The sequence below is a fragment of the Burkholderia sp. Z1 genome, assembly GCF_014893795.1.
GTDB lineage: Bacteria > Pseudomonadota > Gammaproteobacteria > Burkholderiales > Burkholderiaceae > Burkholderia > Burkholderia theae.
Genome location: NZ_JACFYL010000002.1, coordinates 2,548,656 through 2,573,532 on the forward strand (window position 1 = coordinate 2,548,656; position 24,877 = coordinate 2,573,532).

Genomic DNA, 24,877 nt, shown 5'->3' on the forward strand with positions numbered 1-24,877 from the left:
AGCATTTAGCGTTCCAGCACGGATGGATCGACGGCCGCAACGCTGCCGACTTACTTCAACCGCCCCGACAAAAACTGCCCGAGCCGTTCGCTCTTCGGATTCACGAGAATCTCCTGCGGATTCCCTTCTTCCTCGATCTTCCCCTGATGCAGGAAGATCACGTGGTTCGACACGTTGCGCGCGAAGCCCATCTCATGCGTGACGACGACCATCGTACGCCCCTCCTCGGCGAGCTTCTGCATCACCTTCAGCACTTCGCCGACGAGTTCCGGATCGAGCGCCGACGTCGGTTCGTCGAACAGCATCACTTCGGGCTCCATCGCGAGCGCACGCGCGATCGCGACGCGCTGCTGCTGGCCGCCCGACAGGTGCGACGGATACATGCCTTCGACGCGCGGCGCGAGGCCGACCTTCTCCAGATACTTGCGCGCCCGTGCGATCGCTTCGTCCTTGCCGATCCCGAGCACGGCCATCGGCGCCTCGATCACGTTCTCGAGCACCGTCATGTGCGCCCACAGGTTGAAGTGCTGGAACACCATCGACAGCTTCGTGCGCATCCGCTGCAGCTGCTTCTGGTCGGCCACGCGCAGCGAGCCGTTGCGGTCGCGCGTAGTCTGGATCGGCTCGCTGCCGATCGTGATCTGCCCCGAGCACGGCTGCTCGAGGAAGTTGATGCAGCGCAGGAACGTGCTCTTGCCGGAGCCGCTCGAGCCGATGATGCTGATCACGTCGCCGGCCTTCGCCTTCATCGACACGCCCTTCAACACCTCGTTGTCGCCGAACTTCTTGTGCAGGTTGTCAACGGTGAGCTTGTACATGCTTGGTCCTTCCTTGCGAATCTTGCGAATGCATTAATGGCTGCGCGGCGAGAGATACGCGAGCCAGCGCGTCTCGAGCTTGCGGAACACCCAGATGAGCGTGAACACGACGGCGGCGTACAGCACGGCCGCGATGCCGTAGGCCTGGAACGACATGTACGTCGCCGAATTGACGTCGCGCGTGACCTTCAGGATGTCGGGCACGGTCGCGGTGAACGCGAGTGTCGTCGCGTGCAGCATCAGGATCACTTCGTTGCTGTAGCTCGGCAGCGAGCGGCGCAGCGCGGAAGGCAGGATGATCCGTGTATAGAGCTTGAAGCGCGACATCCCGTAGGCTTGCCCGGCCTCGATCTCGCCGGCCGACGTCGACTTGATCGCGCCCGCGAAGATCTCCGTCGCATACGCGCATTCGTTCAGCACGAACGCGAGCAGCGTACAGTTCATCGCGTTGCGGAAGAACGTGTCGAGCAGCACGTGATTGTGCACGACCTGCAGACTGTAGATGCCCGTGTAGCACATCAGCAGCTGCACATAGAGCGGCGTGCCGCGGAACACGTACGTATAGAGCCACACCGGGCCCGAGATCCAGCGGTTCGACGATGCGCGCGCGATCGCGAGCGGCACGGCGAGCGCGAAGCCCAGCGCGATCGACACGACCAGCAGCCACAGCGTGATCGCAAGGCCGCTGAAACGGTAGCCGTCGGTGTAGAGATAGCTTTGCCAATACTGGCTGACGAGTTCGATCACAGTGCGAGCCTCCGGACGCCGACGGAATAACGCTTCTCGAGGTGATGCAGCACGACGTTCGACACCGTCGTGATCGCGAGGTAGATCGCGCCTGCGGCCAGCGTGAAGAAGAAGAAATCGAGGGTGCTCTTGCCCGCGTCCTGCGACGCCTTGACGACGTCGGCGAGGCCGATGATCGACACGAGCGCGGTGGCTTTCACGAGCACCTGCCAGTTGTTGCCGATGCCGGGCAGCGCGAAGCGCATCATCTGCGGGAACAGGATGCGGCGGAACACGCGCCAGCCGCTCATCCCGTACGCGAAGCCTGCTTCGAGCTGGCCGCGCGGCACCGCGAGGAACGCACCGCGGAATGTTTCCGTGAAGTACGCGCCGTAGATGAAGCCGAGCGTGATGACGCCGGCCACGAACGGGTCGATGTCGATCTGGTCCCAGCCGAGCATGTCGGTGAAGTTGTTCAGCAGGATCTGGATCCCGTAGAACAGCAGCAGCATCAGCACGAGATCCGGTACCGCGCGGATCAGCGTCGTGTAGAAGGTGCCGATCGCCTTGAGCATGCGGTTCGTCGACAGTTTCGCGCTCGCGCCGACGAGGCCCAGCACGAGCGACGCGGCAAGCGACAGCACCGCGAGCTTCACGGTCTCGACCGTGCCGGCCCACAGCAGCGGGCCAAATCCTTGGAAGATCATATAAGGGATCCAGAACGATGTGGCTGGATTGTCAATAGCCATTACCCGCGCATCAAACGATTTCTACGCACTACCTGATGCAACCTGCTCATCAAGCCCGACGCATCCCGTGACGCGGGCGGCGCCCGGTAACAGACGCGGCGCGCACCGCAGCCGATGCGCGCCGCATGGTCGGTCAGCCGCCGTAGACGTCGAACGCGAAGTACTTCTTCTCGAGCTTCTTGTACGTGCCGTCCTTGATGATGTCGGCGATCGCGTGGTCGATCTTCGCCTTCAGGTCGGCGTCGTCCTTGCGCAGGCCGATGCCGGCGCCGTTGCCGAGCGTCTTCGGATCGTCGATGTCCTTGCCGGCGTATTCGAAGTTCGCGCCGCGCGGCGTCTTCAGGAAGCCGATGTCGGCCTGCACCGCGTCCTGCAGCGCCGCGTCGAGGCGGCCGGACGTCAGATCCTGGTACACGCCGTCCTGGTTCTGGTAAGGCACGACCTGCACGCCCTTCGGCGCCCAGTACGCCTTCGCGTAGGTTTCCTGGATGGTGCCCTGCTCGACGCCGACCGACTTGCCCTTCAGCGATTCGGCCGTCGGCTGCAGGTTTGCGCCCTTCTTCGCGACGAGGCGCGTCGGCGTGTTGAACAGCTTGTCGGAGAACGCGATCTGCTCGGCGCGCGCCGGCGTCATCGACATCGACGACAGCACGCCGTCGAACTTCTTCGCCTTCAGCGCCGGGATCATCCCGTCGAAGTCGTTTTCGACCCACACGCATTTCGCCTTCAGGCGGGCGCAGATCTCATTGCCGAGATCGACGTCGAAGCCGACGACCTTGCCGCTTGCGTCCTTCGATTCGAACGGCGGGTAGCTGGCGTCGACGCCGAACCGGATCGTCGACCAATCCTTGGCGTGGGCACCGACCGCGATGCAGGCAAGGGCAATACTGAGCGCGAGTTTCTTCATGGCGTTCCTGTCAGAGGCGAACTGGGCAAGGGCGCCGGCGCTGCCGGCACGGCGACTCCGCCGCGAACCCTTCCAACCCGGAAATCGCCCCTTTTGGCGACATCCGAAGTTGTACATACAACTTTGCCTTTTCGGGGGCATCGCCAGCAATCCGTGTTTATCTCTATGTCGGCGAGTTTTAGTCGCGGGTCGAGAATATCCTTATATTTCAATTAATTACGCATTACGCAATGCTGAATTAAGACTTTCTTGATGCCTACAGTCAAGACCGGACGGCACGTGGCACCTGTCTATACTCCCCGGGCCGCGCCGACCGTTTCCAGTCCGACCAGCCGGTAGCCGAACTGCAGTTCCGTCAGCAGGTGCCGCGGACGCGCCGGCACGGGTTCGAGTTTCTGCCGCAGGTTCGTCATGTACACGCGCACGTAGTGCGCACGATCCGCGTCGTGGATGCCCCAAACCTCGGCCAGCAGTTGCCGCGCGGCGATCACGCCGCCGCGCGCGCGGATCAGCGCGGCGAGCAGCCGGAATTCGAGGCGCGTCAGGTGGACGGGCGCGCCGCCGCGGACGACTTCGTGCCGGCCGAGATCGACGGTCACGTCGCCGAACCGCACAACCGACGACGTTTGCCCGTCGGCCGACACGAACGCCGCGCGCCGCAACTGCGCACGTGCCCGCGCCAGCAGTTCGGGCACGCCGAACGGCTTCGGGAGGTAATCGTCCGCGCCCGCGTCGAGCGCCGCGACCTTCTCCACTTCCTGCTGCCGCGCCGACAGCACGATCACCGGCACCGTCGACCACTCGCGCAGCTCGCGGATGAACGTCTTGCCATCGTCGTCCGGCAGCCCGAGATCGACGATCACGAGATCGGGCTTGCTGCTCGTCGCATACATCCGCGCCTCGCGGGCCGTCGACGCCTCGCAGGTGTCGAGCCCTTCCTGTTCCAGCGCCATCCGGACGAAACGGCGGATGTCCGATTCGTCCTCGACGATAAGTACCCTCGATCTGATCATGTGCGGCTCTCGTGTTCGATGTCGGGCGGCGCGCCCAATGGCAGGCGAATCTCGAACCGCGCGCCGTGCGGATCGAGCGGCACCGCGCGGATCGAGCCGCCGTGCGCGTTGACGATGCTGCGGCACAGCGCGAGCCCGAGCCCCACGCCGCTGATCGACGATTCCTTGCGTTCGCGCTCGAACGGCTCGAACAGCGGCTCGGTGTTGCGTGCGACGAAGCCGGGCCCGTCGTCCTCGACGAACACGTAGAGCGTTTCGCCGAACACGCGCGCGCGCACCGACACGGCCGCATCCGCACCCGCATACTTCGCGGCGTTGTCGAGCAGGTTCATCAGCACGCGCTCGATCAGCAGCGCGTCGACGTCGATCAGCGGCAGGTCGGCCGGCAAGTCGGCACTCACGTCGCGGCCGGCCAGCACCCCGGCCGAATGCGCGAGCGCGCTGCCGACGATCTCGTCGAGCATGTGCCACTCGCGATTGAGCCGCACGCCTTCGCTCTGCATCCGCGCGAGGTCGAGCAGGTTCACGACGAGCCCGTGCAGCGCCTCGGCCTGGTTGCGAATGCCGTGAGCGAGTGCCGCCGGCTGCCCGTCGGCCAGACGCTCGGGCCGCTCCAGCGTCTCGGCCAGCCCGCGGATCGCGGTCAGCGGCGTCTTCAGGTCGTGCGACACGGCGGCCAGCAGCGCGTTGCGCAACCGCTCGCCTTCGATCCGGACGAGCGTGTGCTGTGCGACGCCGACGTAGTGCACGCGTTCGAGCGCCATCGCGATCGACGAGCACAGCGCGTCGATCAGGCGACGATCGTCGGGGTCCGTCGGCACCGGCTGCGCGTCGCCGAACAGCACGAGCACGCCGCGCACGCGCATCGGCGCCTTCAGCGGCAGGTACTGCGCGGCCGCACGCTCGAAAGGCGGCATCCCGCACCCGGCACTGCGCGCCTGCTCGTATGTCCAGTGCGCAGCCGACAGATCGACGAACCACGCGCCGGGCACGGGCGCCAGCCGGTCGTCCGCATCGGGCAGCACGAGCGCGACGCGCACGCCGAGCAGCGGCGCGATCGTGCCGGTGCAGATCGACGCGATCTGCTCGGTCTCGATCGCGGCCGACAGATCGTGCGCGACCCGCGCGAGCGCGGCCGAGCGTTTTTCGTTCGCGCGCGCGGCGCGTGCCTCCGCACGCAGACGCGCCGCGAGCTGGCCGATCGCGAGCGCGACGGCCAGCATCAGCGCGAACGTGAACACGTACTGCGTATCGGACACCGCGAACGACAGCCTCGGCTCGACGAAGAAGAAATCGAAGCAGCCGACGCAGACGAACGCGGCCCACGCGCCGGCCAGCCTGCCGAGCCGCAGCGCGATCAGCACCACCGTCATCAGGAACAGCATCACGACGTTCGACAGATCGAACACGCGCAGCAGCGCGCTCGCCGCAAGCGTCGCCAGCGCGCAGACGAGCGTGGCCAACAGCAGCGGCACCGCGTACTGCGACACCCACACGTGCGCGCGCGGGCGCGCTTCGCGCACGGCCAGCGCCGGCCGCGTGTCGGGCCCGGCGCCCGCGATGCGGTCGGCCATACCCGCGCACGCGCGCAGCACGGTCCGCCAGCGCTCGTGCCGTGCGCCGGCCTCGCGGTGGCGGGCGGCGGTATCCCGCAGCCCCGTTACCCGTCGATTCGCTTCGTTCACGTTCACATCCATGATCGCTTCCGGCAATTGAAACGCCGAACGGCCCCGCGCACGCCGCGAGGGCGTGAGCGGGGCCGCGACGGCGCGTTCGGTCAGATAAACGGCGTCAACAGCATGTCGATCAGCTTGATGCCGATGAACGGTGCGACGATCCCGCCGACGCCGTAGATCAGCAGGTTGCGCCACAGCAGCTTCTCGGCCGGCTCCGCCCGATATTTCACGCCCTTCAGCGCGAGCGGAATCAGCGCGACGATGATCAGCGCATTGAAGATCACCGCCGACAGGATCGCCGACGTCGGGCTGTGCAAGCCCATCACGTTCAGCGCGCCGAGCGCCGGATACGTCGCGACGAACGCGGCCGGGATGATCGCGAAATACTTCGCGAGATCGTTGGCGACGCTGAACGTGGTCAGCGCGCCGCGCGTCATGATCATCTGCTTGCCGACCTCGACGACCTGCATCAGCTTGGTCGGGTTGCTGTCGAGGTCGACCATGTTGGCCGCTTCCTTCGCCGCCTGCGTGCCGCTGTGCATCGCGACGGCCACGTCGGCCTGTGCCAGCGCGGGCGCGTCGTTGGTGCCGTCGCCCGTCATCGCGACGAGATGGCCCTTCGCCTGGTGCTCGCGGATCAGCCGCAGCTTGTCTTCGGGCGTCGCTTCGGCGAGGTAGTCGTCGACGCCGGCTTCCGCCGCGATCGCGGCCGCGGTCAGCCGGTTGTCGCCGGTGATCATCACCGTCTTCACGCCGACCTTGCGCAGCTCGGCGAAGCGCGCGGCGATCCCGTGCTTGACGATGTCCTTCAACTCGATCGCGCCGAGCACCCTGGCGCCGTCGGCGACGACGAGCGGCGTGCCGCCGCGCCGCGCGATATCGTTGACGGCCGTCTCGACCGCCTGCGGAAACGGGCCGCCGAGCGCATCGACGTGCGTGCGGATCGCGGACGCCGCGCCCTTGCGCACCTGCCGCTCACCGATATCGAGGCCGCTCATCCGCGTGCGTGCGCTGAACGGCACCGCGATGCTGCCGTCGACCGCCCTCACATCCAGCGCGAAACGCTGCTTCGCGAGCGTGACGATCGAGCGCCCTTCGGGCGTCTCGTCGGCCAGCGACGACAGTTGCGCGGCCTCGGCCAGCGCACGCTCGTCCACGCCGGGCGCCGGCCGGAACTGCACGGCCTCGCGGTTGCCGAGCGTGATCGTGCCGGTCTTGTCGAGCAGCAGCACGTCGACGTCGCCGGCCGCCTCGATCGCGCGGCCCGACGTCGCGAGCACGTTCGCGCGCATCATGCGGCTCATCCCCGCGATGCCGATCGCCGACAGCAGCGCGCCGATCGTCGTCGGAATCAGGCAAACCAGCAGCGCGATCAGCACGGTCAGGCTCACGGCCGAGCCCGACGCGTTCAGCAGCACGCTGAATTGCGAGAACGGCAGCAGCGTCACGCAGACGAGCAGGAAGATGATTGTCAGCGCAACGAGCAGGATCGTCAGCGCGACCTCGTTCGGCGTCTTGCCGCGTTTCGCGCCTTCGACCATCGCGATCATCCGGTCGAGAAACGCTTCGCCGGGTTGCGCGGTGATCTTCACGATGATCCAGTCGGACAGCACGCGCGTGCCGCCCGTCACCGACGAGAAATCGCCGCCCGACTCGCGGATCACCGGCGCGGATTCGCCGGTGATCGCCGATTCGTCGACCGACGCAACGCCGTCGATCACTTCGCCGTCGGCCGGAATCGTGTCGCCGGCTTCGACGAGCACGATGCTGCCGGCGGCGAGCTCGTCGCTCGGCACGCGATGGCTCGTGCTGCCGAACTGCTTCGGCTCGTCGAGCACCTTCGCATACACGCGCTTGCGCGCCGCGCGCAACGCGTCGGCCTGCGCCTTGCCGCGCCGTTCAGCCAGCGCCTCGGCCGCGTTCGCGAACAGCACGGTGAACCACAGCCAGCACGCGACCGCGAAGATGAAGCCGGCCGGCGCGTCGCCGGTGCCGGTCAACGCCTGCAGCCACAGCGCGGTCGTGGCGATGCTGCCGAGATACACGACGAACATCACCGGGTTCTTCAACTGCACCCGCGGCGCGAGCTTGCGGAACGCCTCGCGCAGCACGGCCGTCCAGCGCATCGGCGGCACGCCGCCGATCGGCATGGCCGCCTGGTTGATCGGGCTTTCGATATGAGACATGAGTGACTCCGTTATTGCTGCGCTTGCCGCGCGCCGGCTGCGTGGCCGAATGCACGGTCGAGTGCGAGATTCAGGTCGAGCACGCGCACGCGCGGTTCGCCGAGCACGCCGAGCTGGCGCGGCACGGCGATCCGGTCGACCAGTGCCGCAACCTGCGCGGCATCGACGCCGCGCGCCTGTGCGACCCGCGCCGCCTGCAACCGTGCGTTCGCGACCGAGATCTCGGGATCGAGCCCCGACGCGGACGCGGTGACGGCGTCCGCCGGCAACGGCGTGCCGTCGGCAAGCCCGTTCTCCTGCCGGTACGCCCGCACGCGCTGCGCGATATCCGCGAGCAGCTTCTTGCTGGTCGCGCCCTGGTTGCTCGCGCCGCTGCCGGCCGCGTTGTACGGCTGGTCGACCGTCTTCGACGGATCGGCCGGATCGGTGCCGGTCGTCGCGCTCGGCCGCGAATGGAAGTAACCGGCGCGCGTGAAGTGCTGCCCGATCACCGCCGAGCCGATCGTCGTGCCGTCGCGCTGGACGAGACTGCCGCGCGCCTGCGCCGGGAACAGCGCGTTCGCGACGCCCGTGGTGAGCAGCGGATACGCGATGCCGGTGACGAGCATGAACAGCACCGACGATGCGATCACGGGCCGGACGAGGCCGCGCGTCGCCGCGCCGAACGAAGAACCGGGTGCCGGCGCGGCGGCGGCCGCTGCCTGGCGATTGCCTTGCATCATGATGTTTCCCTCAGAACAGTTGGCCGCCCGACATCAGCAGGTGCTCGACGACCGGGCCGAGCGCGAGCGCGGGCAGGAACGTGAGACCGCCGACGACGAGGATCACGAAGATCAGCAAGCCGGCGAACAGGCCCGTCGACGTCGACAGCGTGCCCGCGCTTTCCGGCACGCGCTTCTTCGCGGCGAGGCTGCCCGCGACCGCGAGCATCGGCAGCAGCGTCAGGTAGCGGCCGATCAGCATCGCGAAGCCGATCGTCGTGTTGAAGAACGGCGTGTTCGCGTTCAGGCCCGCGAACGCGGAGCCGTTGTTGGCCGTGCCCGACGTGTATGCGTACAGCACTTCGCTAAAGCCGTGCGGGCCGAGGTTCGCGAGGCTGTCCACCGTCGAGTGCAGCATCGCCGCCAGCGCGGTAAAGCCGAGGATGCTGAACGGATGCGCGAGCACCGCGAGCATCACGAGCTTCATTTCGCGCGCCTCGATCTTCTTGCCGAGGAATTCCGGCGTGCGCCCGATCATCATCCCGACGAGGAACACCGTGAGAATCGCGAACGTGAACAGGTTGATCAGCCCGACGCCGTCGCCGCCGAACACGTTGTTCAGCATCATCTGCGCGATCGGCACGAGCCCGCCGAGCGGCGTCAGCGAGTCATGCATCGCGTCGACCGAACCGGTGGTCGCAGCCGTCGTGACGGTCGCGAACAGGCTCGTCTGCGCGATGCCGAAGCGCATCTCCTTGCCTTCCATGTTGCCGCCCGGCTGCACGGTGCTCATCTGCTGATCGACGCCGAGCCCGGTGAGCAGCGGATTGCCGTGCTGCTCGGCCTGATAGATCACGGCCAGGAACCCGACGAACATCACGACGAACGCGCCGAGAATCACCCAGCCCTGACGGCGCCGGCCAATCATCGTACCGAGCGTGTAGGTCAGCGCGGACGGAATCAGCAGCATCGACAGCATGTGCAGCGTGTTGGTAAGCGGCGTCGGGTTTTCAAACGGATGCGCGGCGTTCATGCTAAAGAAGCCGCCACCGTTCGTGCCGATATGCTTGATCGATTCGAGGCTGGCAACCGGCCCCATCACGATCTGCTGGCGCACGCCTTCGAGCGTGGTCGCCCACGCGTCGGACGCGAGTGTCTGCGGCATGCCCTGCCACACGTACACGAGCGCCATCACGAAGCTGAGCGGCAGCAGCACGCGATAGGTCACGCGCGTGAAATCGACCCAGTAGTTGCCGATGTCGGCCGCGCTCTTGCGGCTCAGCCCACGGATGAAGCCGCCCGCGGCCGCGACGCCGGTTGCCGCGCTGACCACCATCAGGAACGTGATGACGGCCATCTGCGAGAAGTTCGACAGGCTGCTCTCGCCCGCATACGCCTGCCAGTTCGTGTTCGTGATGAACGACGCGGCCGTGTTGAAGGCGAGGTCGGGGCTTTGCGCGGCGCGCTGCAGCGCATCGAACGGCAGCGCATCCTGGATGCGCAGCAGCAGATAGCCGAGCAGCATCATCCCGGCATTGCTGAGCAGCAGCACCATGCCGTAGCGCTGCCACGACATCGCTTCGTCGGGATTCACGCCGAGCAGTGCATAGGTACGGCGTTCGGCCCACGCATGGCGCGGGCTCGTGAAGGCGTGCGCGAGCCATGTCCCGACGACAGGCACCAGCGCCAGCATGATCGCGAGAACGATCGCGAATTGAATGAAGTTGTTGAACATGTCGACGCTCGCTCAGATCCGGTCGAGGCCGGTGATGAAACCGGCCGTCAATACAAAGAACGCGAGCGTGAACAGTACGAAAAGCAGATCGCTCATGACATCCACCGATAGTTTCGAATTGCTGTTGAATCGCGCCGATCAATACCGCTCGGGCTTGATCAACGCATGAAACAGATAGATAAAGAGCGCGATCGATAACGCGCCGGTGATCCACAACATGGCTTTCCCCTTTTTGTTCGGTTGCGCGGCTTATCCACGCGATCGTCGGCGCATCGGGCCTTGCCGTATCGGCGCGAGCCCGGATGACGCCCCCATGCTCGGCTGGCGAATGGGATGCGACAGTGTAGAAATCCGCGTATCAAAGCGGTGTTCATTTTCTTTACAGGGAATAAAAAAGCCGTAAAGAAGAAAGCCAGTGGAACCGGTGTCTTTACGCGTTCTTTTCAGGGTCGATGCGAGTCTATACACCGTATCACCACTGCGGCTCATAGAATGGGCGCCATGAACAACACGAGATCTCCGCGGTGCGGAGCATGATGCGACCCGGGGATGAAAGCATGAAACCGACCAGAACCGAATCCGCTGCTTCACGCGATCTGCCGCCCGTTCGTTCGCGGCGCCGGTCCCCCGCGGACGAACTCGTGCTGCTGTCGATCCGCGTCGAATCGGACAACCTCGCGCTCGTGCGGCGCCGCTTGCATCAGGCCGTCGGCGCCGCGCTCAACTTCTACACCGCCGCGATCGACAACCGCACCGGGCGCGCGTGCATCGAGCTCGAAGTCGCGCGCTCGCAGGCGTCGCCGGCGATCCTGTCGATCCTCCGCCTGCTGCCGGCCGCCGAATTCGGCACGATCCGCCTGTTGCAGCACTAGCCGGCGTTCGCCGCGGCCACGCGTGACACGCGTCACGCGCCCCACCCTTTCATCGATTCGAACGCGCGTATCCGGCGCGAACGCGCGCGGTTCTTCACGAGCCGCGTGCGTTCGCCGCCGGTGCGCGCGACGGATCGTCGTTCCCGTCGTGACGGGCCTTTCCAGGAAGCACTCTCCATGAAAAAAGCAGTCGTCGGTACCCTCTCCCTCGCATTCTTCGGCGCCGCCGCGCATGCGCAAAGCAGCGTCACGCTCTACGGGATGCTGGACGCGGGTATCGTCTATACCAACAACCAGACGGGTAAAAACGCATGGCAGCAAGGCAGCGGCCTGCTGTCGAATACCGTCTTCGGCCTGAGCGGCAACGAGGATCTCGGCGGCGGCCTGCATGCGCTGTTCCGCCTCGAGAACGGCTTCAACCTGAACAACGGCACGCAGTCGTACCGGAACACGATGTTCGGCCGCCGCGCGTACGTCGGCCTGCAGAGCGACCAGTACGGCGCGCTGACGCTCGGCCGCCAGTACGACGCCGTCGTCGACTATCTCGGCCCGCTCGCGATGGCGAACAACGGCGACGGCAACAACCTCGCGTCGCATCCGTTCGACAACGACAACATCGACGATTCGTTCTACATCGACAACGCGGTGAAATACACGAGCCCGACGCTCGCCGGCTGGCAGTTCGGCGGCCTGTACGGGTTCAGCAACGCGGCCGGCGGCTTCGCGAACAACCGCGCGTACAGCGCGGGCGTGTCGTATGCGAACGGGCCGGTCAACCTCGGCGCCGCGTACCTGCAGCTCAACCGCGGCGGGCTGACGGCCGGCGGTGCGCTGTCGAACAACGACGGGGCGAACTTCCCGGCCGTGCGCCAGCGCGTGATGGGCGCCGGCGGCAGCTACGCGTTCGACCGGCTGACGGTCGGCGCACTGTGGACGCATTCAATGTTCGACGAAACGGCCGAGTCGTCGCTGCCTGGCGCGCTGAACGCACTGCGTTTCGACAACTACGAGGTCAATGCGCGCTACGCGCTGACGCCGGCGGTCTCGCTCGCGGGCGCCTATACGTTCACCGAAGGCCGCTACGACGACGCAACCGGCAGCCACCGGCCGAAATGGCATCAGGTGACGCTGATGGCCGACTACGCGCTGAGCAAGCGTACCGACGTGTATGCGGAAACCGTGTACCAGCACCAGTTCGGCGTGCCGTCGGGCACGACGCTCGGGTTCGCGAACGTCACGGGGCTCGCGGCTTCGTCGACGAACACGCAGGTGGTCGCGACGGTCGGCATCCGGCATCGGTTCTGACGCGGGTGGCATCGTGCGTCGGAACGGGCCGCTACGGTCACGTGAGTGGCACGACGTCCGGTCGCGATGCCAATCGACGCGCAAGCAAGCCGCGCATTCCGTCCACGCAAAAAAGCCCCGGCGCGCCGCAATGCGCCGGGGCTGGCATGACGCCGAGAACGGGACGTCAGATCACCACTGGTACGACGCACCGACGCCGACCGCCGTGCCGGAGCCGCTCATGCCGACGCCAGCGCGGACCTGCAGGTTCTGCGTAATCCGCGCGGTGCCGCCGAGCGCGACCGCCTGCTCCCTGCGGTAAGAACCGCCGCCGATGCCAACGGACAGCGTCTTGCCCGGGTCGACAGACGGAATCATCGACAGTGCGGTCGCCGCGGCAATACCCGAGTACGCACACTTCGCGACATCGTTGATCTGACCTTGCAGGCCGCCCATCGCCTGGTTCAGCTGGTTCACGTTGACCGCGTCCGTGCCGTTGACACCCGGCGCCACGTTGCTGATCGTCCGCTCGTTGCCGGGCGAACCGACCGACACGGTATTCGGCGCGCTCGCGACGGATCCCGCGCCCAGCGCGACCGAGTTGACGCCCGACGCCGTGGCGTTCTGACCGAGCGCCGTACTGTTCGCGCCACTCGCACTCGCATTGCCACCCACCGCCGTGCCGTTCTCGCCGGACGCGACCGCGCTGCTGCCCATTGCGGTGCTGTTGCTGCCCGAGGCCGTTGCGTTGGCACCGTTCGCGGTGCTGTTGACGCCGGACGCCACCGAATTGCCGCCCGTCGCGGTACTGTTGTCGCCCGACGCGACCGAATTGCCGCCGATCGCCGAGCTGTTGCTGCCCGAGGCCGCCGCGTTGCCGCCCATCGCCGTGCTGTTGTCGCCCGACGCCTGCGAATTGCCGCCCGTCGCCGTGCTGTTGCTGCCCGACGCGTTCGCGTTGCCGCCCGTCGCCGTGCTGTTGTCACCCGACGCCAGCGCGCTACCGCCCGTCGCCGTGCTGTTGTCGCCCGACGCCTGCGCATTGCCGCCCGTCGCCGTACTGTTCGCGCCCGACGCCTGCGAATCGATGCCCATCGCCGTGCTGTTCTGGTCGGACGCCGAGCCCGACACGGTCTGCATCGAGGTGATCGTCGTATTGATCCCGGCGATCTGCGTGCTGAGCACGTTGTACTGGCTCTGCAGCGCGTAGAGCTGGCTGCCGTTCACCGCGTCGGTGCTGGCCGCCGCGATGTCGCCTGCCGCGACGTTCGTCAGCCGCACCGCCGTGGCCGCGCCGACGCCACCGAGCGTCACGCTGTCCTGCGCCGGACTGTCGTACGAAACCGCGTTGCCGACCGCCGCCTGGATGTTGGTCAGGCTCGTGCTCAGGCTGCTGACCGAACCGGACACCGTGCTCAGGCCCGTGGACAACGAGCCGAGATTGGTCGCCGTCGACGTGGACAGGCTCGTCACAGCGTCGTTCGTCGCGCTGAGGCCCGTCGACAGCGAGCCGAGGCTCGTTGCTGTCGATGTCGACAGGCTCGCAAGAGTGTTGTTTGTCGTGCTCAGGCCGGTCGACAGCGAGCCGACGCTCGTGGCCGTCGATGTCGACAGGCTCGTTACCGTGTCGTTCGTCGTGCTCAGGCCAGTCGACAACGAACCAACGCTCGTGGCCGTTGACGTCGACAAACTCGTTACCGTGTCGTTCGTCGTGCTCAAACCCGTCGACAACGAACCAACGCTCGTGGCCGTCGATGTCGACAAGCTCGTTACCGAATCGTTCGTCGTGCTCAAACCCGTCGACAACGAACCAACGCTCGTGGCCGTCGACGTCGACAAGCTCGTGACCGTGTCATTCGTCGTGCTCAAACCAGTCGACAGCGAACCAACGCTCGTGGCCGTCGACGTCGACAGGCTCGTCACCGTGTCGTTCGTCGTGCTCAGGCCAGTCGACAGCGAACCAACGCTTGTGGCCGTCGATGTCGACAGGCTCGTTACCGTGTCGTTCGTCGTGCTCAGGCCTGTCGACAGCGAACCAACGCTTGTGGCCGTCGATGTCGACAGGCTCGTTACCGTGTCGTTCGTCGTGCTCAAGCCGGTCGACAGCGAACCAACGCTCGTGGCCGTTGACGTCGACAGGCTCGTCACCGTGTCGTTTGTCGTGCTCAAGCCGGTCGACAGCGAACCAACGCTCGTGGCCGTCGATGTCGACAGGCTCGTTACCGTGTCGTTCGTCGTGCTCAAGCCAGTCGACAGCGAATCAACGCTCGTGGCCGTCGACGTCGACAGGCTCGTTACCGTGTCGTTTGTCGTGCTCAAGCCCGTCGACAACGAGCCAACGCTCGTGGCCGTCGACGTCGACAAGCTCGTGACCGTGTCATTCGTCGTGCTCAGGCCCGTCGACAGCGAACCAAGGCCCGTTGCCGTCGACGTCGACAGGCTCGTGACCGTGTCGTTTGTCGTGCTCAAGCCCGTCGACAGCGAACCGAGACCCGAGGCCGTCGACGTCGAGAGTGACGTGAGCTGGCTCATATTCACCGCATCGGTCGGATCCACGCCTGCAGCAACATTGGACAGCGTCACCGGGGATGATGCGCTGCCACCGCCCAACGTGACCTTGGTATGGGCCGCATCGTCGTACTGAACAGAGTCAGCAACGACGGTCGAGAGGCTCGTCAAGTTCGCGTTCGTTGCGCCAAGACCGGTGGATAGATTTGATACATCGCTATTCGTCGCGCTCAAACCCGTCGACAGTGAACCAACACTCGCGGCCGTCGACGTGGAGAGGTTCGTCACCGTGTCGTTTGTCGCGCTCAAGCTCGTCGACAACGAGCCAACGCTCGTGACCGTCGACGTCGACAGACTCGTCACCGTATTGTTCGTCGTGCTCAGGCCAGTCGACAGCGAACCAACACTCGTAGCCGTCGACGTCGACAAACTCGTCACCGTATTGTTCGTCGTGCTCAGGCCCGTCGACAGCGAACCGACACTCGTTGCCGTCGACGTCGACAGACTCGTTACCGTATTGTTCGTCGTGCTCAACCCGGTCGAGACGCTCGTCGACAGGCTGAACAATTGCCCGCCATTGACGGCGTCGTAGCTGTTTGCAGCCACTTTGCCGTTCGCGACACCCGTGAGCGAATTCGCGGTAACGCCGTCAACGCTGAAGAGGCTCAGGCTTCCGTGGATCAAGTTGCCGGTGCCGTAGACTTCCATCGGGACGTTGAGAAACAGCCCGTTCCCGTTCAATGTCATATGCAGAGTCGGGCCGACGGCGGCAAAACTCGCCTGATTGGTCGAGGCACCGATCGCCATCTGGCACGCAGGGCTATTCGCCTGCCCCATCGAGCTGGGATCGCCCAGCGCGGTACAAGAAGAATCGGTTCCGTCGTTGAAGTACGCGACGTCGTTCGAAAACGCGCCGGATGCACCGGCAAACGAAAGGACCGGCAGCGACGACAGCGCGATGACGCCGGCCAGTGCCGAAAGCCTGAACCCTGTCGTCCGCTCGCCCGCCCCGTCGATACAACGCGAGTCGCCCTGGCGCTCCGACTTGCTTCGCTTGCTCGTCGCCGAACAATGTTCGCTCACGACGACCCACGCCCCGCGCACCCGATTGAATACAACCCGAAAGATTCGATTCATTACAACCACCCCTGTTTTACCGCCGTATCCCGTTTCCGGCGCTCGGCGAAGATCAATTAACGTCCAACGGATTGAATATCCAAGCAATCCGGCGATGCAGCCGGAAACTCGAAATCGGCGTACCGATTACGCTGGAAGGATGACTCGCGCGACAATTGGAAACTCAACTTGCGCCAGTCAATCTGGATGAGCGCCGATTAATATCAACCACTAAAACGGCGGATCTGCATTTACCCAAACACCGCAAATCACCTGAAATTCGGCATATCCATCGATCATCAAGATATCGTCCAGAGTAATTTTGGGATATAGAATTTCTTCGAAATAAATGTCAGAAACCTTGAAATACGCGCCAGGAAACCGACCAGGCAAATGGAGCGGAAACACACCGCGTCAGTGCTGGGTAGCACGGAGCGGCAGGCGCCGGCATGTTCCGGAGAATCGCGAATCGGGGCTGGAACCGAACCGGGGCCACATCGATGCAGCACTCGTGCGATATTGACCAGCGCCACCTCGATGCACGATCAATCCCGATGATTGATTTTCGAACTTATACGATTTCCGAGAAACGCCACCTCCCTTAAACTAGTCTCTCCGTGGCATTTCGAGATTCTCAAAGCACCCGACTTCGCCAAGCTTCCGGGAAATCCCGCGAACTCCACCTCACCCCCGACGATAATCCCCGTCGAAATAAAACCGTCCAGAAAAACAAACTCACATTCCTCTCGATCGATTATTCCGAAACCGGTCCACACTATGACCTCATGGACTCGCCGCAGCATCCGGCGCGAAAGCATCTACTTGATTTGCGAATGGCTGACCAGCTTTGCGCTGTTTCTGCTGCCGGTGTTCTTCATGCTTTTCTGCATGGTGCTTTTCGGCGTCTGGTATTTCGGCTCGGTCGAATGGTGGCTGGGTGCGGCCTCGACACTCCTCGTCGCCGGCATGGGCGTGACGGCAGGCATATTCGGCATCGCGTCGGCCAGCTTCGCGCCGCCGCGCGACACGCTCGCGGCCGCCGAACACTGTCGACAGGACGACGCGGCGCCTCCTCCTCCGCTCGATTTCATATGGATGCAATCCGTTCCGTGCCATCACCCGATGGGTGACGAGGGCGGCTTTCGCGTCAACTGCTTCAACATCGACTGCACGCGACGCACAACCGGTCGGGCACCGCGCTTTCCTACCGGAAAACCACCGTGCCGGTAGCGAAGGACCCTGCGTCCCCGTGGTTGCCGCCGCCCGCGCCCGGCCGCGGCCGCGGCCGCCCCGGCTTGCCTTTCTCGAAAAAAAATCGCAAAGTCGGTGCAGCCGCGCCAGACACGCTTCGCCCGGTCCGCGCACACTGCGCCGGGCGCATCGATGCCCCCCACGGACCACGCCGATGGAAGGCAGCACATGACGAGCCCCCTTCTTCACGGACGCAGACGCTCGGCCGATCCCGCATCGGCCGGATGCCCCGCGGTTGCATCCGGTTCGCCGTCACGGAGCGACCACCACACCGGTCCGCTCGCCGGTCGGGCGCCCCGCGGCGCAACCGCCGGGAACCCGTCTCGCCAGGCACCCTTGCCCCACGGAGCGTCGACATGACCTTACTGCAGGACACCCAAGTCATCGTGGCGGACGATCATCCGATCACCCGACTCGCCATCATCCGTGCGATCGACGCGCTGCCGGGCTTCAAGGTCGCAGCGGGCGTCGGGTCGGGTCACGAACTGCTGGAGACGCTGGGCAAGCAGGCCTGCGACCTGATCGTCACGGACTTCGCGATGCAGCAGTCCGAGCCCGACGAGGACGGGCTGCGGCTGATCGCCAGACTCGGGCGCCTGTACAAATCCATCCCCGTGGTCGTCTTCACGATGCTGACGAACGGCGGCGTCCTGCACCAGCTGTGTCAGATGGGCGTAGCGGGACTCGTCGGCAAGGACGAGGATCTCGCCGCACTCGAGCAAACCTGCGCGCGCGCGCTCGGTGCCAACCGTCCGTACCTGTCGCCGGGAATGGCCGCTCGCCTGGCCGAAACCGGCGAGCTCGCGGTCGGTGTACGCCCTTCGGTGCTGTCACTGAAGGAGCTGGAGATCGTCCGGCTGTTCGCCCGCGGCACGTCACTGACCGACATCGCCCGCCAGCTGAACCGCTCCATCACGACGGTCTCCACGCAGAAGCGCTCGGCCATGCGGAAGCTCCACGTGACGACCAACGCGGACCTGATCGCCTATGCCCGCGAGCAGGGGCTTGTCTGATGCAGAATTTCCTGAAGGAATTCGACGACTCGCCGCTGCGCTCCTTCTATTCGCTGGAAAACAATCTCAAGCGCGAGCGGCGGGTCTTCTCGATGGTGATCGTGCTGCTGGTCTTCGCGGCCATCGCGGCGGCGGCGATCACGATCACCGCGCGCCTTTCCAGTTCGCTCCGTCACGAAGAACAGATCGCCCAGTCATACGAGCAGGACACGGCCGATGCCGTCCTGCAACTTCGCAGCGCGCTGCTGACCGCGAACATGGTGCTCGAGCTGCGGGCGAACGGCGTACTCGCGCCACATCAACAGCCGTTCCCGCATAGCTGCACGTCGGCTCAGCCGGCCACGTCGGCCGACGCCGTCACGCTGCGCGAGAGCTGCGACGAAGCCGTGCAGCTGCTGGCCGCGGCCGGCCGGCGCCGCGGCATACAAATGATTCTGGCCGACGGCAGCGCCGCATACGGACACCAGTTCAACGCATGGCCGATCCTGCCGATGTCCGCGCCACCCGAAGCCTCGGCCCGAAAGCTCGTCGATATCGTGTACGAACGGTTTCGCGCGCGTGGATACGAACCGCTCGCCGCGGCACGCGCCAAGCGCGTCGTGTGGGTCGCCATTCCCGAACACGGCAAGAACGACATACCGGTGATGGTGGCCGCGTCGCTCGTCACGAAAGGCGATGCGGTCTACGCCGTCGCGCTGACCAGCATGGACCTCAGCGAGGTACTGCAGCCGCAGATCGCCGATCTGTCAACACCGACTCCGATCGCGATCGACGAAGAAGGCACGCCGCTCGTCGCGGCATCGGACGCCGCCGCCGCGCGCGCCATCAACGCTGCGCTGACCCACCGCACGGACGGATCATTCCACTGGATTGCGCAGTATGGCTGGGCATTGCGACGCCCGGCTGCCGTGCCCGGCTTCGGGCACATGATCTACGTGCTGCCATGGGATCAGCAGATCCGGTCGATGCGCTTCGAGCTGCTGCTGATCCTGTCGGTCACCACGGCGCTCATCGTGCTGCTCCTCGCGATGTTCCGCTACTGGAACTATCGGTTCCTGACCCGCACGTACTCCGAAGCATCGCGGGCACTCGAGAACGAGATGCTCAACCATCTTCTCGTGCAAGCGACGCCGGTCGGCCTGTGCGTCGCGCGCAAGGCCAACATGGAAATCATGGTGGCCAACCAGCTCGCACGCAACCTGCTCGGACTCCAGCCGTCCGACACACGTCTGCCCGAAACGCTCGCAGGTCAATTCGGCGTGCGCCGGCAGGACGTGTCGACCAAAGGCGGCACGCACATCTTCCAGTTCACGTTCTCGCTGGAACGCAGCAAGGGTGGCAGCATGCACCTCGAAATCACCTACGCGCCGGCCGTACTCGATCGCGAGGAAGTGCTTTTCTGCGCCATCACCGACATGACCGAACATCATCGAGCCGAGCGGTTGCTGCGCGAGGCGAAGCGCACCAGCGAGGAGGCCGCCCGTGCGAAAGTTAACTTCTTCGCGTCGATGAGCCATGAGATTCGCACGCCGCTCGCGTCGCTCGTGGGCAACATCGAACTCGTCGCGCTGGGCCCGCTCGCGGCGGAACAGCAGGCGCGCGTCCGCGCGATGCAGAGTTCCGCGAAAGGGTTGCTGCAGGTCGTCAACGACGTGCTCGACTTCTCGAAAATCGATGTCGGCGAACTCAGCCTGAGCGAGGAATGGGCATCGATCACCGATCTGCTGTGCCGTATTGCATCGTCCTATGCGCACCTTGCGACGCAGCAGGGATTGCGCTTCTTCACCGTATTCGACCGCGCCATCCCGGCGCCGCTGTATTTCGATCCCGTACGCGTGTCGCAGATCGTCAACAACCTGCTGAGCAACGCATTCAAGTTCACGCAATCCGGCAAGATCGTGCTGCGCGCCCGCTGGGTCGACCAGAAACTCGAGATCAGCGTCGTCGATTCCGGCATCGGTATCCCCGACGAGCTCAAGGCGCGACTGTTCCAGCCATTCACGCAAGGCAACAGCAACCGCTTGGCCCAGGCCAGGGGCACCGGCCTCGGGCTGTCGATCTGCTCGCGCCTCTGCGCACTCATGAACGGGCATATCTCGCTCGACAGCACGGTCGGCGTCGGCACCCGCATTGTCGTCGAGTTGCCATTGCGAACGCAGGACCCCGCCATGCTGTCTGCCGAGTGGACGTTGCCGGCGAAGCGGCCCGTCCTGCTCTGTCGTGCGCACGAATACCAGGAATGGCTGACCGGCCTGTTCGATCTCGATGCGTCCGTTCCGGTCGTCGTGTCCGACCTGCGCCAGCCGCTCGAACCCGGCGCGTACGACTACCTGATCGCCACCGACGAGTTCGCCGCGCGCGACATCCATGCGTGGTGGGGCAAATCGGAATCGGTCGTGCTGGCGACGCAGGACGGCCCGCTGGTGCCGCACGCCGACGAAAGCGGCAACGTCGTCGTTTCGCTGTTCAGTCCGATCGGAATCAAGGCCGCCACCCAGATCGCGCGGCCGGGCCACCGGCGCCGGACGGCACGACCTGCGCAGAGCGGCGCATCTGCGCCTGCCGCCCGGGCCCACTTCGACACGGTGACCGTACTGATCGCCGAAGACAACCTCCTCAACCGCAGCCTGCTGCGCGATCAGCTCACGACGCTCGGCGCACGCGTCGAGGAAGCGGGCAACGGCGAGGAAGCGCTGGCGCTGCTGGCCAAGGTCCCGGTCGATGTCGTGCTGACCGATATCGACATGCCCGTGATGAACGGCTTCGCGTTGCTGCACGCGATCCGCAACTCGGGAATGCGCCTGCCGATCTACGCGGTCAGTGCCAGCGCGCGCCCCGAGGATATCGCCGAGGGCCGCGCGCGCGGCTTCACCGACTACCTCACCAAGCCGGTACCGCTCGCGACACTGGCGAACGTCCTCGAGAACACCAAGGTTCCCGTCGATCCGCCGTCCGACGCGACCACGTCGCCCGACGACGACGCGGACCCGCCGATGCTTCCCGTCGTGCCGGACGAGTACGCACGGGTGTTCGTCGAACAGGTCGAGACCGATCTTCATGAACTGGCCGCGATCGTCCATGCGCACGACACCGTTCGACTGGAACGCTGGCTCCATCGCGTCGCCGGCGGGCTGGCGGTGCTCGGCCCTTCCCAGCTCGTCGAACACTGCCAGGATCTGCGCACCCTGCTCGCCGAGACCGCAAGCTGGGACAGCGATATCGACGCGCAATGTGCGGCGATCGCCGATGCACTGCAGACGATGCGCGCGACGCTCGCGCCGGTCGTTTGCACGCCGGACGGCCCGCCGGACGCGCATGCACGCGGTTCATCCGGCGGGTGATTCTGCCGCTCCCGGTCATGGCCCGGTTCATTCGGCCGGGCAGCGCTGCGACTTGTCTATACTTGTCGGCCGGACAACGCGCCGTTGCCGGACGCGGGCGGGCGCGGCACGGCACGACCGCCGGAGCACCCTGCGCAATCCCGCATGGACGCAACACGCGCGAGCAGGGAACATTCACCCGTCCCGGACGAACGCCGCCAATCGAATAGCGACGCAATGACCACACCGATCTATCAGGAAATCAAGGACTTCATCCTCGCGCGCATTCATGCCGGCGAATGGGCGGAAGGCGACCAGGTGCCGTCGGAGAACGAGCTCGCGCGCGAATTCAACGTCGCGCGGATGACCGTCAACCGCGCGCTGCGCGAGCTGACGGCCGAGCAGGTGCTCACGCGCACGCGCGGCTCCGGCACGTATGTCGCGTCGCCGAAATACGAATCGACGCTCGTCGCGATCCGCAGCATCTCTGACGAAGTCGCCGCGCGCGGCCACGGCTATCGCGCGCAGGTGCTGCAGGTCGGCGCGGCCATCGCCGATGCGAAGCTCGCCGACGAACTGCAGCTCGACACGGGCAGCCCGATCTTCCATTCGCGCGTGCTGCACTTCGAGAACGACACGCCCGTGCAGCTCGAGGAACGCTGGGTCAATCCGGCCTGCGCACCCGAATACGCGTTGCAGGACTTCACGACGACGACGCCGAACCAGTACCTGACGCGCGTCGCGCCGCTGCAGCGCGTCGAATACCGGATCGAGGCCGCGATGCCCGACACCGACACGCGCCGCCATCTGACGATGGACGACCGCGAGCCGTGTCTGCTGCTGCATCGGCGCACGTGGTCGCAAGGGATGGTCGCGTCGGTCGCCAACCTGTGGCATCCGGGCAGCCGCTACCGGTTCACCGGGCATTTCTGACGCGCGGCATCAGCGCGCGCCGGGCCGCCCCCATCTCTCGATCGCACTGACCGCCAGTTTCAAACCGTCCTCCTGCGCGATACGCGTGCCGAGTTCCGCGGCACGCGCCTTCGTGTCGCCGCGTTCGGCAAACGCGATCGCCCGCGCAAGCGCGGCAGCGTCCACGCGCCGCCCCGCCACCGGTGCATCCGTCACGCCAAGCCTCTGCAACCGGTCCGCCCAGAAGAACTGATCGCCCGCGAACGGCACGACGATCGATGGAATGCCGGCCCGCGCGGCCGAATGCGTGGTGCCCGACCCGCCGTGATGGATCGCCATCGACGTGCGCGGGAACAGCCAGTCGTGCGGTGTTTCGCCGATCACGCACACGTGCGCCGGCAACAGCGACGCATCGATGCCGCTCCAGCCCGGATAGAACAGCGCGCGCCGCCCGGCGAGCGCATGGACCAGCGCGTCGGCCATCGCGGCCCGGTCGAACCCGGCCATGCTGCCGAAACCGATATACACCGGCGGATCGCCCGATTCGAGAAACGCGGAAAGGTCGGGCAGCGGCGTCCATGCGCGCGCATCGATCCGCCACTGGCCGCATGCAAGCGCCTGCGACGGCCAGTCGGCCGGCCCGGACAACAGCGCCGGCGACACGCCGTACAGCATCGGATGGTCGGTCCACACCCGCTTGCGCGGCGGCAACCCGCAGACGCTTGCGCGCGCAGCGTTCGTCGCCTTCCTGAAGGCCTGCCACAGCAGCGCGTTCACGAACCGGTGGCTCGCGCGGTTCAGCCAGCGCGGCAACTTGCCCGGCGGCAAGAACGGCGACGCGAATTCCGCGGTTGGCGTGATCGGGATCATGCCCGTGCCGATTGCCGGCACACCGCGATACTCGGCGACCGACAGTCCGACGAACGACGCGAGCCCCGACACGAGGATCGCGTCGCAACCGGCCGACGCGTCCGCGATTTCTCGCATCCATGCGGCCGTGTTCGCATTCGCGATCGCCGCGAGCGCCTTCGACGTGTCGTTGAAGCCGCCGCGCCCGCGCACCGCCTCCGACAACGCGCCATCCGGCGCTATCGCGCGGCGGATATCGCCGGACAACGGCGCCGACGGCACACCGAGCGCGGCAGCCGAGCCGAGCGTCGCGGCGTCGGCCAGCAGCCGGACGTCGTGGCCGGCGTCCATCAGCGCACGGCCGAGCGCCGCAAGCGGGCGCGTGTCGCCTTCGGTGCCGTAGGTGGCGATGACGAGCTTCATGCATGACTCCTCGTGCGCAGCGGAAACGAACGGAAACGGGTGGATTCATAAAAGTGCACGTCGTATACTAATGCAATTCGTGCACTTTCAGTCAATCCCTCCCGCCATGCCGATTCCGACCGACGATCCGGGCCGCCGCGCGCGCAAGCGCATCCAGATGCTTGCGCATCTCGCCGCCACCGGCGCGCGCCTATTCGATGCACACGGCTACGAAGCCGTCACGATGGAGCAGATCGCCGCGCAGGCCGACGTCGCGAAGCGCACGCTGTACAACCACTTTCCGACGAAGGAGGCCGTGCTCGCGCACTGGCTCGAAGGCGAACTCGCGCGCGATCTCGCGCATCTGCAGCGTGATGTTGCGCGGCGCAAGACCTTCGCGTCACGCATTGGCTGCGTGCTCGACGCATCGGCCGCGTGGTGCGAGCAGCATCCGGTGTACCTGCTCGCCTATCTGCGGCACCGCTTCCTGAGCATCGGCGCGGTCGAACCGGAAAGCGGCGGAGAGAACGGCAGCGATATCGCGCTGGTGTGGCAGCAACTGATCGCCGCGGGGCAGCAATCCGGCGAACTGAACGCAACGCTGCGGGCCGACCAGCTCGCGACGTGGTTCCATCACCTGTATCTCGCGGCGATGCTGCGCTGGCTGACCGTGCCGGGGTTGTCGTTGAAACGGGAGTTTCAGTCGGTCGCGAAGCTGTTTGTCGAAGGCGCGGAAGCGAAGCGCTGAGCGGCGCGAGCCACCGGTCAGGCGGTCATCAACTCACAAGCGCCCGAGCACGACCGCGAGCAGCGAGCGCAAGAAACGGGCGACCGCCGCG

Annotated in this window: 19 protein-coding genes and 3 pseudogenes; 7 read left to right on the top strand and 15 right to left on the bottom strand. The window is 65.8% G+C overall.

Translation table 11 applies throughout. The features are described 5' to 3' along the window. Nucleotides 1-50: 50 nt before the first annotated feature. From H3H55_RS28365 to kdpF, 10 genes are all read right to left on the bottom strand, one after another. Nucleotides 51-818, bottom strand: coding sequence for an ABC transporter ATP-binding protein (locus H3H55_RS28365; RefSeq protein WP_042973307.1), 768 nt, complete (start codon nt 816-818; stop codon nt 51-53). Between the two features lie 33 nt (nt 819-851). After that, nucleotides 852-1,565: an ABC transporter permease gene (locus H3H55_RS28370; protein WP_048250101.1), complete on the bottom strand. Its 714-nt coding sequence runs from the start codon at nt 1,563-1,565 to the stop codon at nt 852-854. Next, nucleotides 1,562-2,251, bottom strand: a complete 690-nt coding sequence (locus H3H55_RS28375) for an ABC transporter permease (RefSeq protein ID WP_048250100.1) — start codon at nt 2,249-2,251, stop codon at nt 1,562-1,564. The genes H3H55_RS28370 and H3H55_RS28375 overlap by 4 nt, the downstream gene beginning before the upstream one ends. Nucleotides 2,252-2,426: 175 nt before the next feature. Continuing rightward, nucleotides 2,427-3,200 carry an ABC transporter substrate-binding protein gene (locus H3H55_RS28380; protein ID WP_048250099.1) on the bottom strand — a complete coding sequence of 258 codons (774 nt, stop codon included), beginning with the start codon at nt 3,198-3,200 and terminating at the stop codon, nt 2,427-2,429. Nucleotides 3,201-3,490: 290 nt separating this feature from the next. After that, complete coding sequence (locus tag H3H55_RS28385; RefSeq protein ID WP_193101106.1) at nt 3,491-4,213, bottom strand: response regulator; 723 nt, start codon at nt 4,211-4,213, stop codon at nt 3,491-3,493. Then, entirely contained in the window at nt 4,210-5,910 is a 1,701-nt protein-coding gene (locus H3H55_RS28390) for a DUF4118 domain-containing protein (protein WP_193101107.1), read from the bottom strand. The genes H3H55_RS28385 and H3H55_RS28390 overlap by 4 nt, the downstream gene beginning before the upstream one ends. Nucleotides 5,911-5,990: 80 nt before the next feature. After that, nucleotides 5,991-8,039 carry a potassium-transporting ATPase subunit KdpB gene (kdpB, locus tag H3H55_RS28395; protein WP_226800612.1) on the bottom strand — a complete coding sequence of 683 codons (2,049 nt, stop codon included), beginning with the start codon at nt 8,037-8,039 and terminating at the stop codon, nt 5,991-5,993. Between the two features lie 47 nt (nt 8,040-8,086). Continuing rightward, nucleotides 8,087-8,797, bottom strand: a complete 711-nt coding sequence (gene kdpC / locus H3H55_RS28400; protein ID WP_193101108.1) for a potassium-transporting ATPase subunit KdpC — start codon at nt 8,795-8,797, stop codon at nt 8,087-8,089. Between the two features lie 10 nt (nt 8,798-8,807). Next, nucleotides 8,808-10,511, bottom strand: coding sequence for a potassium-transporting ATPase subunit KdpA (gene kdpA / locus H3H55_RS28405; protein WP_193101109.1), 1,704 nt, complete (start codon nt 10,509-10,511; stop codon nt 8,808-8,810). 138 nt (nt 10,512-10,649) lie between these two features. Further along, entirely contained in the window at nt 10,650-10,730 is an 81-nt protein-coding gene (kdpF, locus tag H3H55_RS37770; RefSeq protein ID WP_063778223.1) for a K(+)-transporting ATPase subunit F, read from the bottom strand. 338 nt (nt 10,731-11,068) lie between these two features. On the opposite strand from kdpF, the gene H3H55_RS28415 reads away from it, so the two are divergent. After that, entirely contained in the window at nt 11,069-11,383 is a 315-nt protein-coding gene (locus H3H55_RS28415; protein WP_226800393.1) for a hypothetical protein, read from the top strand. A gap of 177 nt (nt 11,384-11,560) precedes the next feature. After that, nucleotides 11,561-12,688 (top strand): porin, encoded by a 1,128-nt coding sequence (locus tag H3H55_RS28420; protein WP_193101110.1) that lies wholly within the window; start codon nt 11,561-11,563, stop codon nt 12,686-12,688. Nucleotides 12,689-12,859: 171 nt separating this feature from the next. On the opposite strand, the gene H3H55_RS37775 is transcribed toward H3H55_RS28420, so the two are convergent. The 4 genes and pseudogenes from H3H55_RS37775 to H3H55_RS37790 form a co-directional block, all read right to left on the bottom strand. After that, a complete protein-coding gene (locus H3H55_RS37775) occupies nt 12,860-13,552 on the bottom strand; it encodes a YadA family autotransporter adhesin (protein WP_413463994.1) in 693 nt (230 codons plus the stop codon). Next, a pseudogene (locus H3H55_RS37780) lies at nt 13,550-13,690 on the bottom strand (hypothetical protein); the annotation flags it as partial. The pseudogene H3H55_RS37780 and the gene H3H55_RS37775, both read right to left, overlap by 3 nt. A gap of 24 nt (nt 13,691-13,714) precedes the next feature. Beyond that, nucleotides 13,715-15,847: pseudogene (locus H3H55_RS37785) on the bottom strand (beta strand repeat-containing protein); the annotation flags it as partial. 363 nt (nt 15,848-16,210) lie between these two features. Then, nucleotides 16,211-16,312, bottom strand: a pseudogene (locus H3H55_RS37790) (ESPR domain-containing protein); the annotation flags it as partial. 756 nt (nt 16,313-17,068) lie between these two features. On the opposite strand from H3H55_RS37790, the gene H3H55_RS28430 reads away from it, so the two are divergent. From H3H55_RS28430 to hutC, 4 genes are all read left to right on the top strand, one after another. Continuing rightward, complete coding sequence (locus H3H55_RS28430; protein WP_193101112.1) at nt 17,069-17,521, top strand: hypothetical protein; 453 nt, start codon at nt 17,069-17,071, stop codon at nt 17,519-17,521. 377 nt (nt 17,522-17,898) lie between these two features. Then, nucleotides 17,899-18,555 (top strand): response regulator transcription factor, encoded by a 657-nt coding sequence (locus tag H3H55_RS28435; protein ID WP_129516749.1) that lies wholly within the window; start codon nt 17,899-17,901, stop codon nt 18,553-18,555. Next, nucleotides 18,555-21,896, top strand: coding sequence for a hybrid sensor histidine kinase/response regulator (locus H3H55_RS28440; RefSeq protein ID WP_193101113.1), 3,342 nt, complete (start codon nt 18,555-18,557; stop codon nt 21,894-21,896). Before H3H55_RS28435 ends, H3H55_RS28440 begins: the two co-directional genes overlap by 1 nt. Nucleotides 21,897-22,112: 216 nt before the next feature. Continuing rightward, nucleotides 22,113-22,808: a histidine utilization repressor gene (gene hutC, locus H3H55_RS28445; RefSeq protein ID WP_193101114.1), complete on the top strand. Its 696-nt coding sequence runs from the start codon at nt 22,113-22,115 to the stop codon at nt 22,806-22,808. A gap of 9 nt (nt 22,809-22,817) precedes the next feature. Here hutC and H3H55_RS28450 read toward each other — a convergent pair whose 3' ends face one another. Further along, nucleotides 22,818-24,059 carry a glycosyltransferase gene (locus tag H3H55_RS28450; protein ID WP_193101115.1) on the bottom strand — a complete coding sequence of 414 codons (1,242 nt, stop codon included), beginning with the start codon at nt 24,057-24,059 and terminating at the stop codon, nt 22,818-22,820. Nucleotides 24,060-24,165: 106 nt separating this feature from the next. Between H3H55_RS28450 and H3H55_RS28455 the strand changes: the two genes are divergently transcribed. After that, nucleotides 24,166-24,786: a TetR/AcrR family transcriptional regulator gene (locus H3H55_RS28455; RefSeq protein WP_193101116.1), complete on the top strand. Its 621-nt coding sequence runs from the start codon at nt 24,166-24,168 to the stop codon at nt 24,784-24,786. The last annotated feature ends 91 nt before the right edge of the window (nt 24,787-24,877 follow it).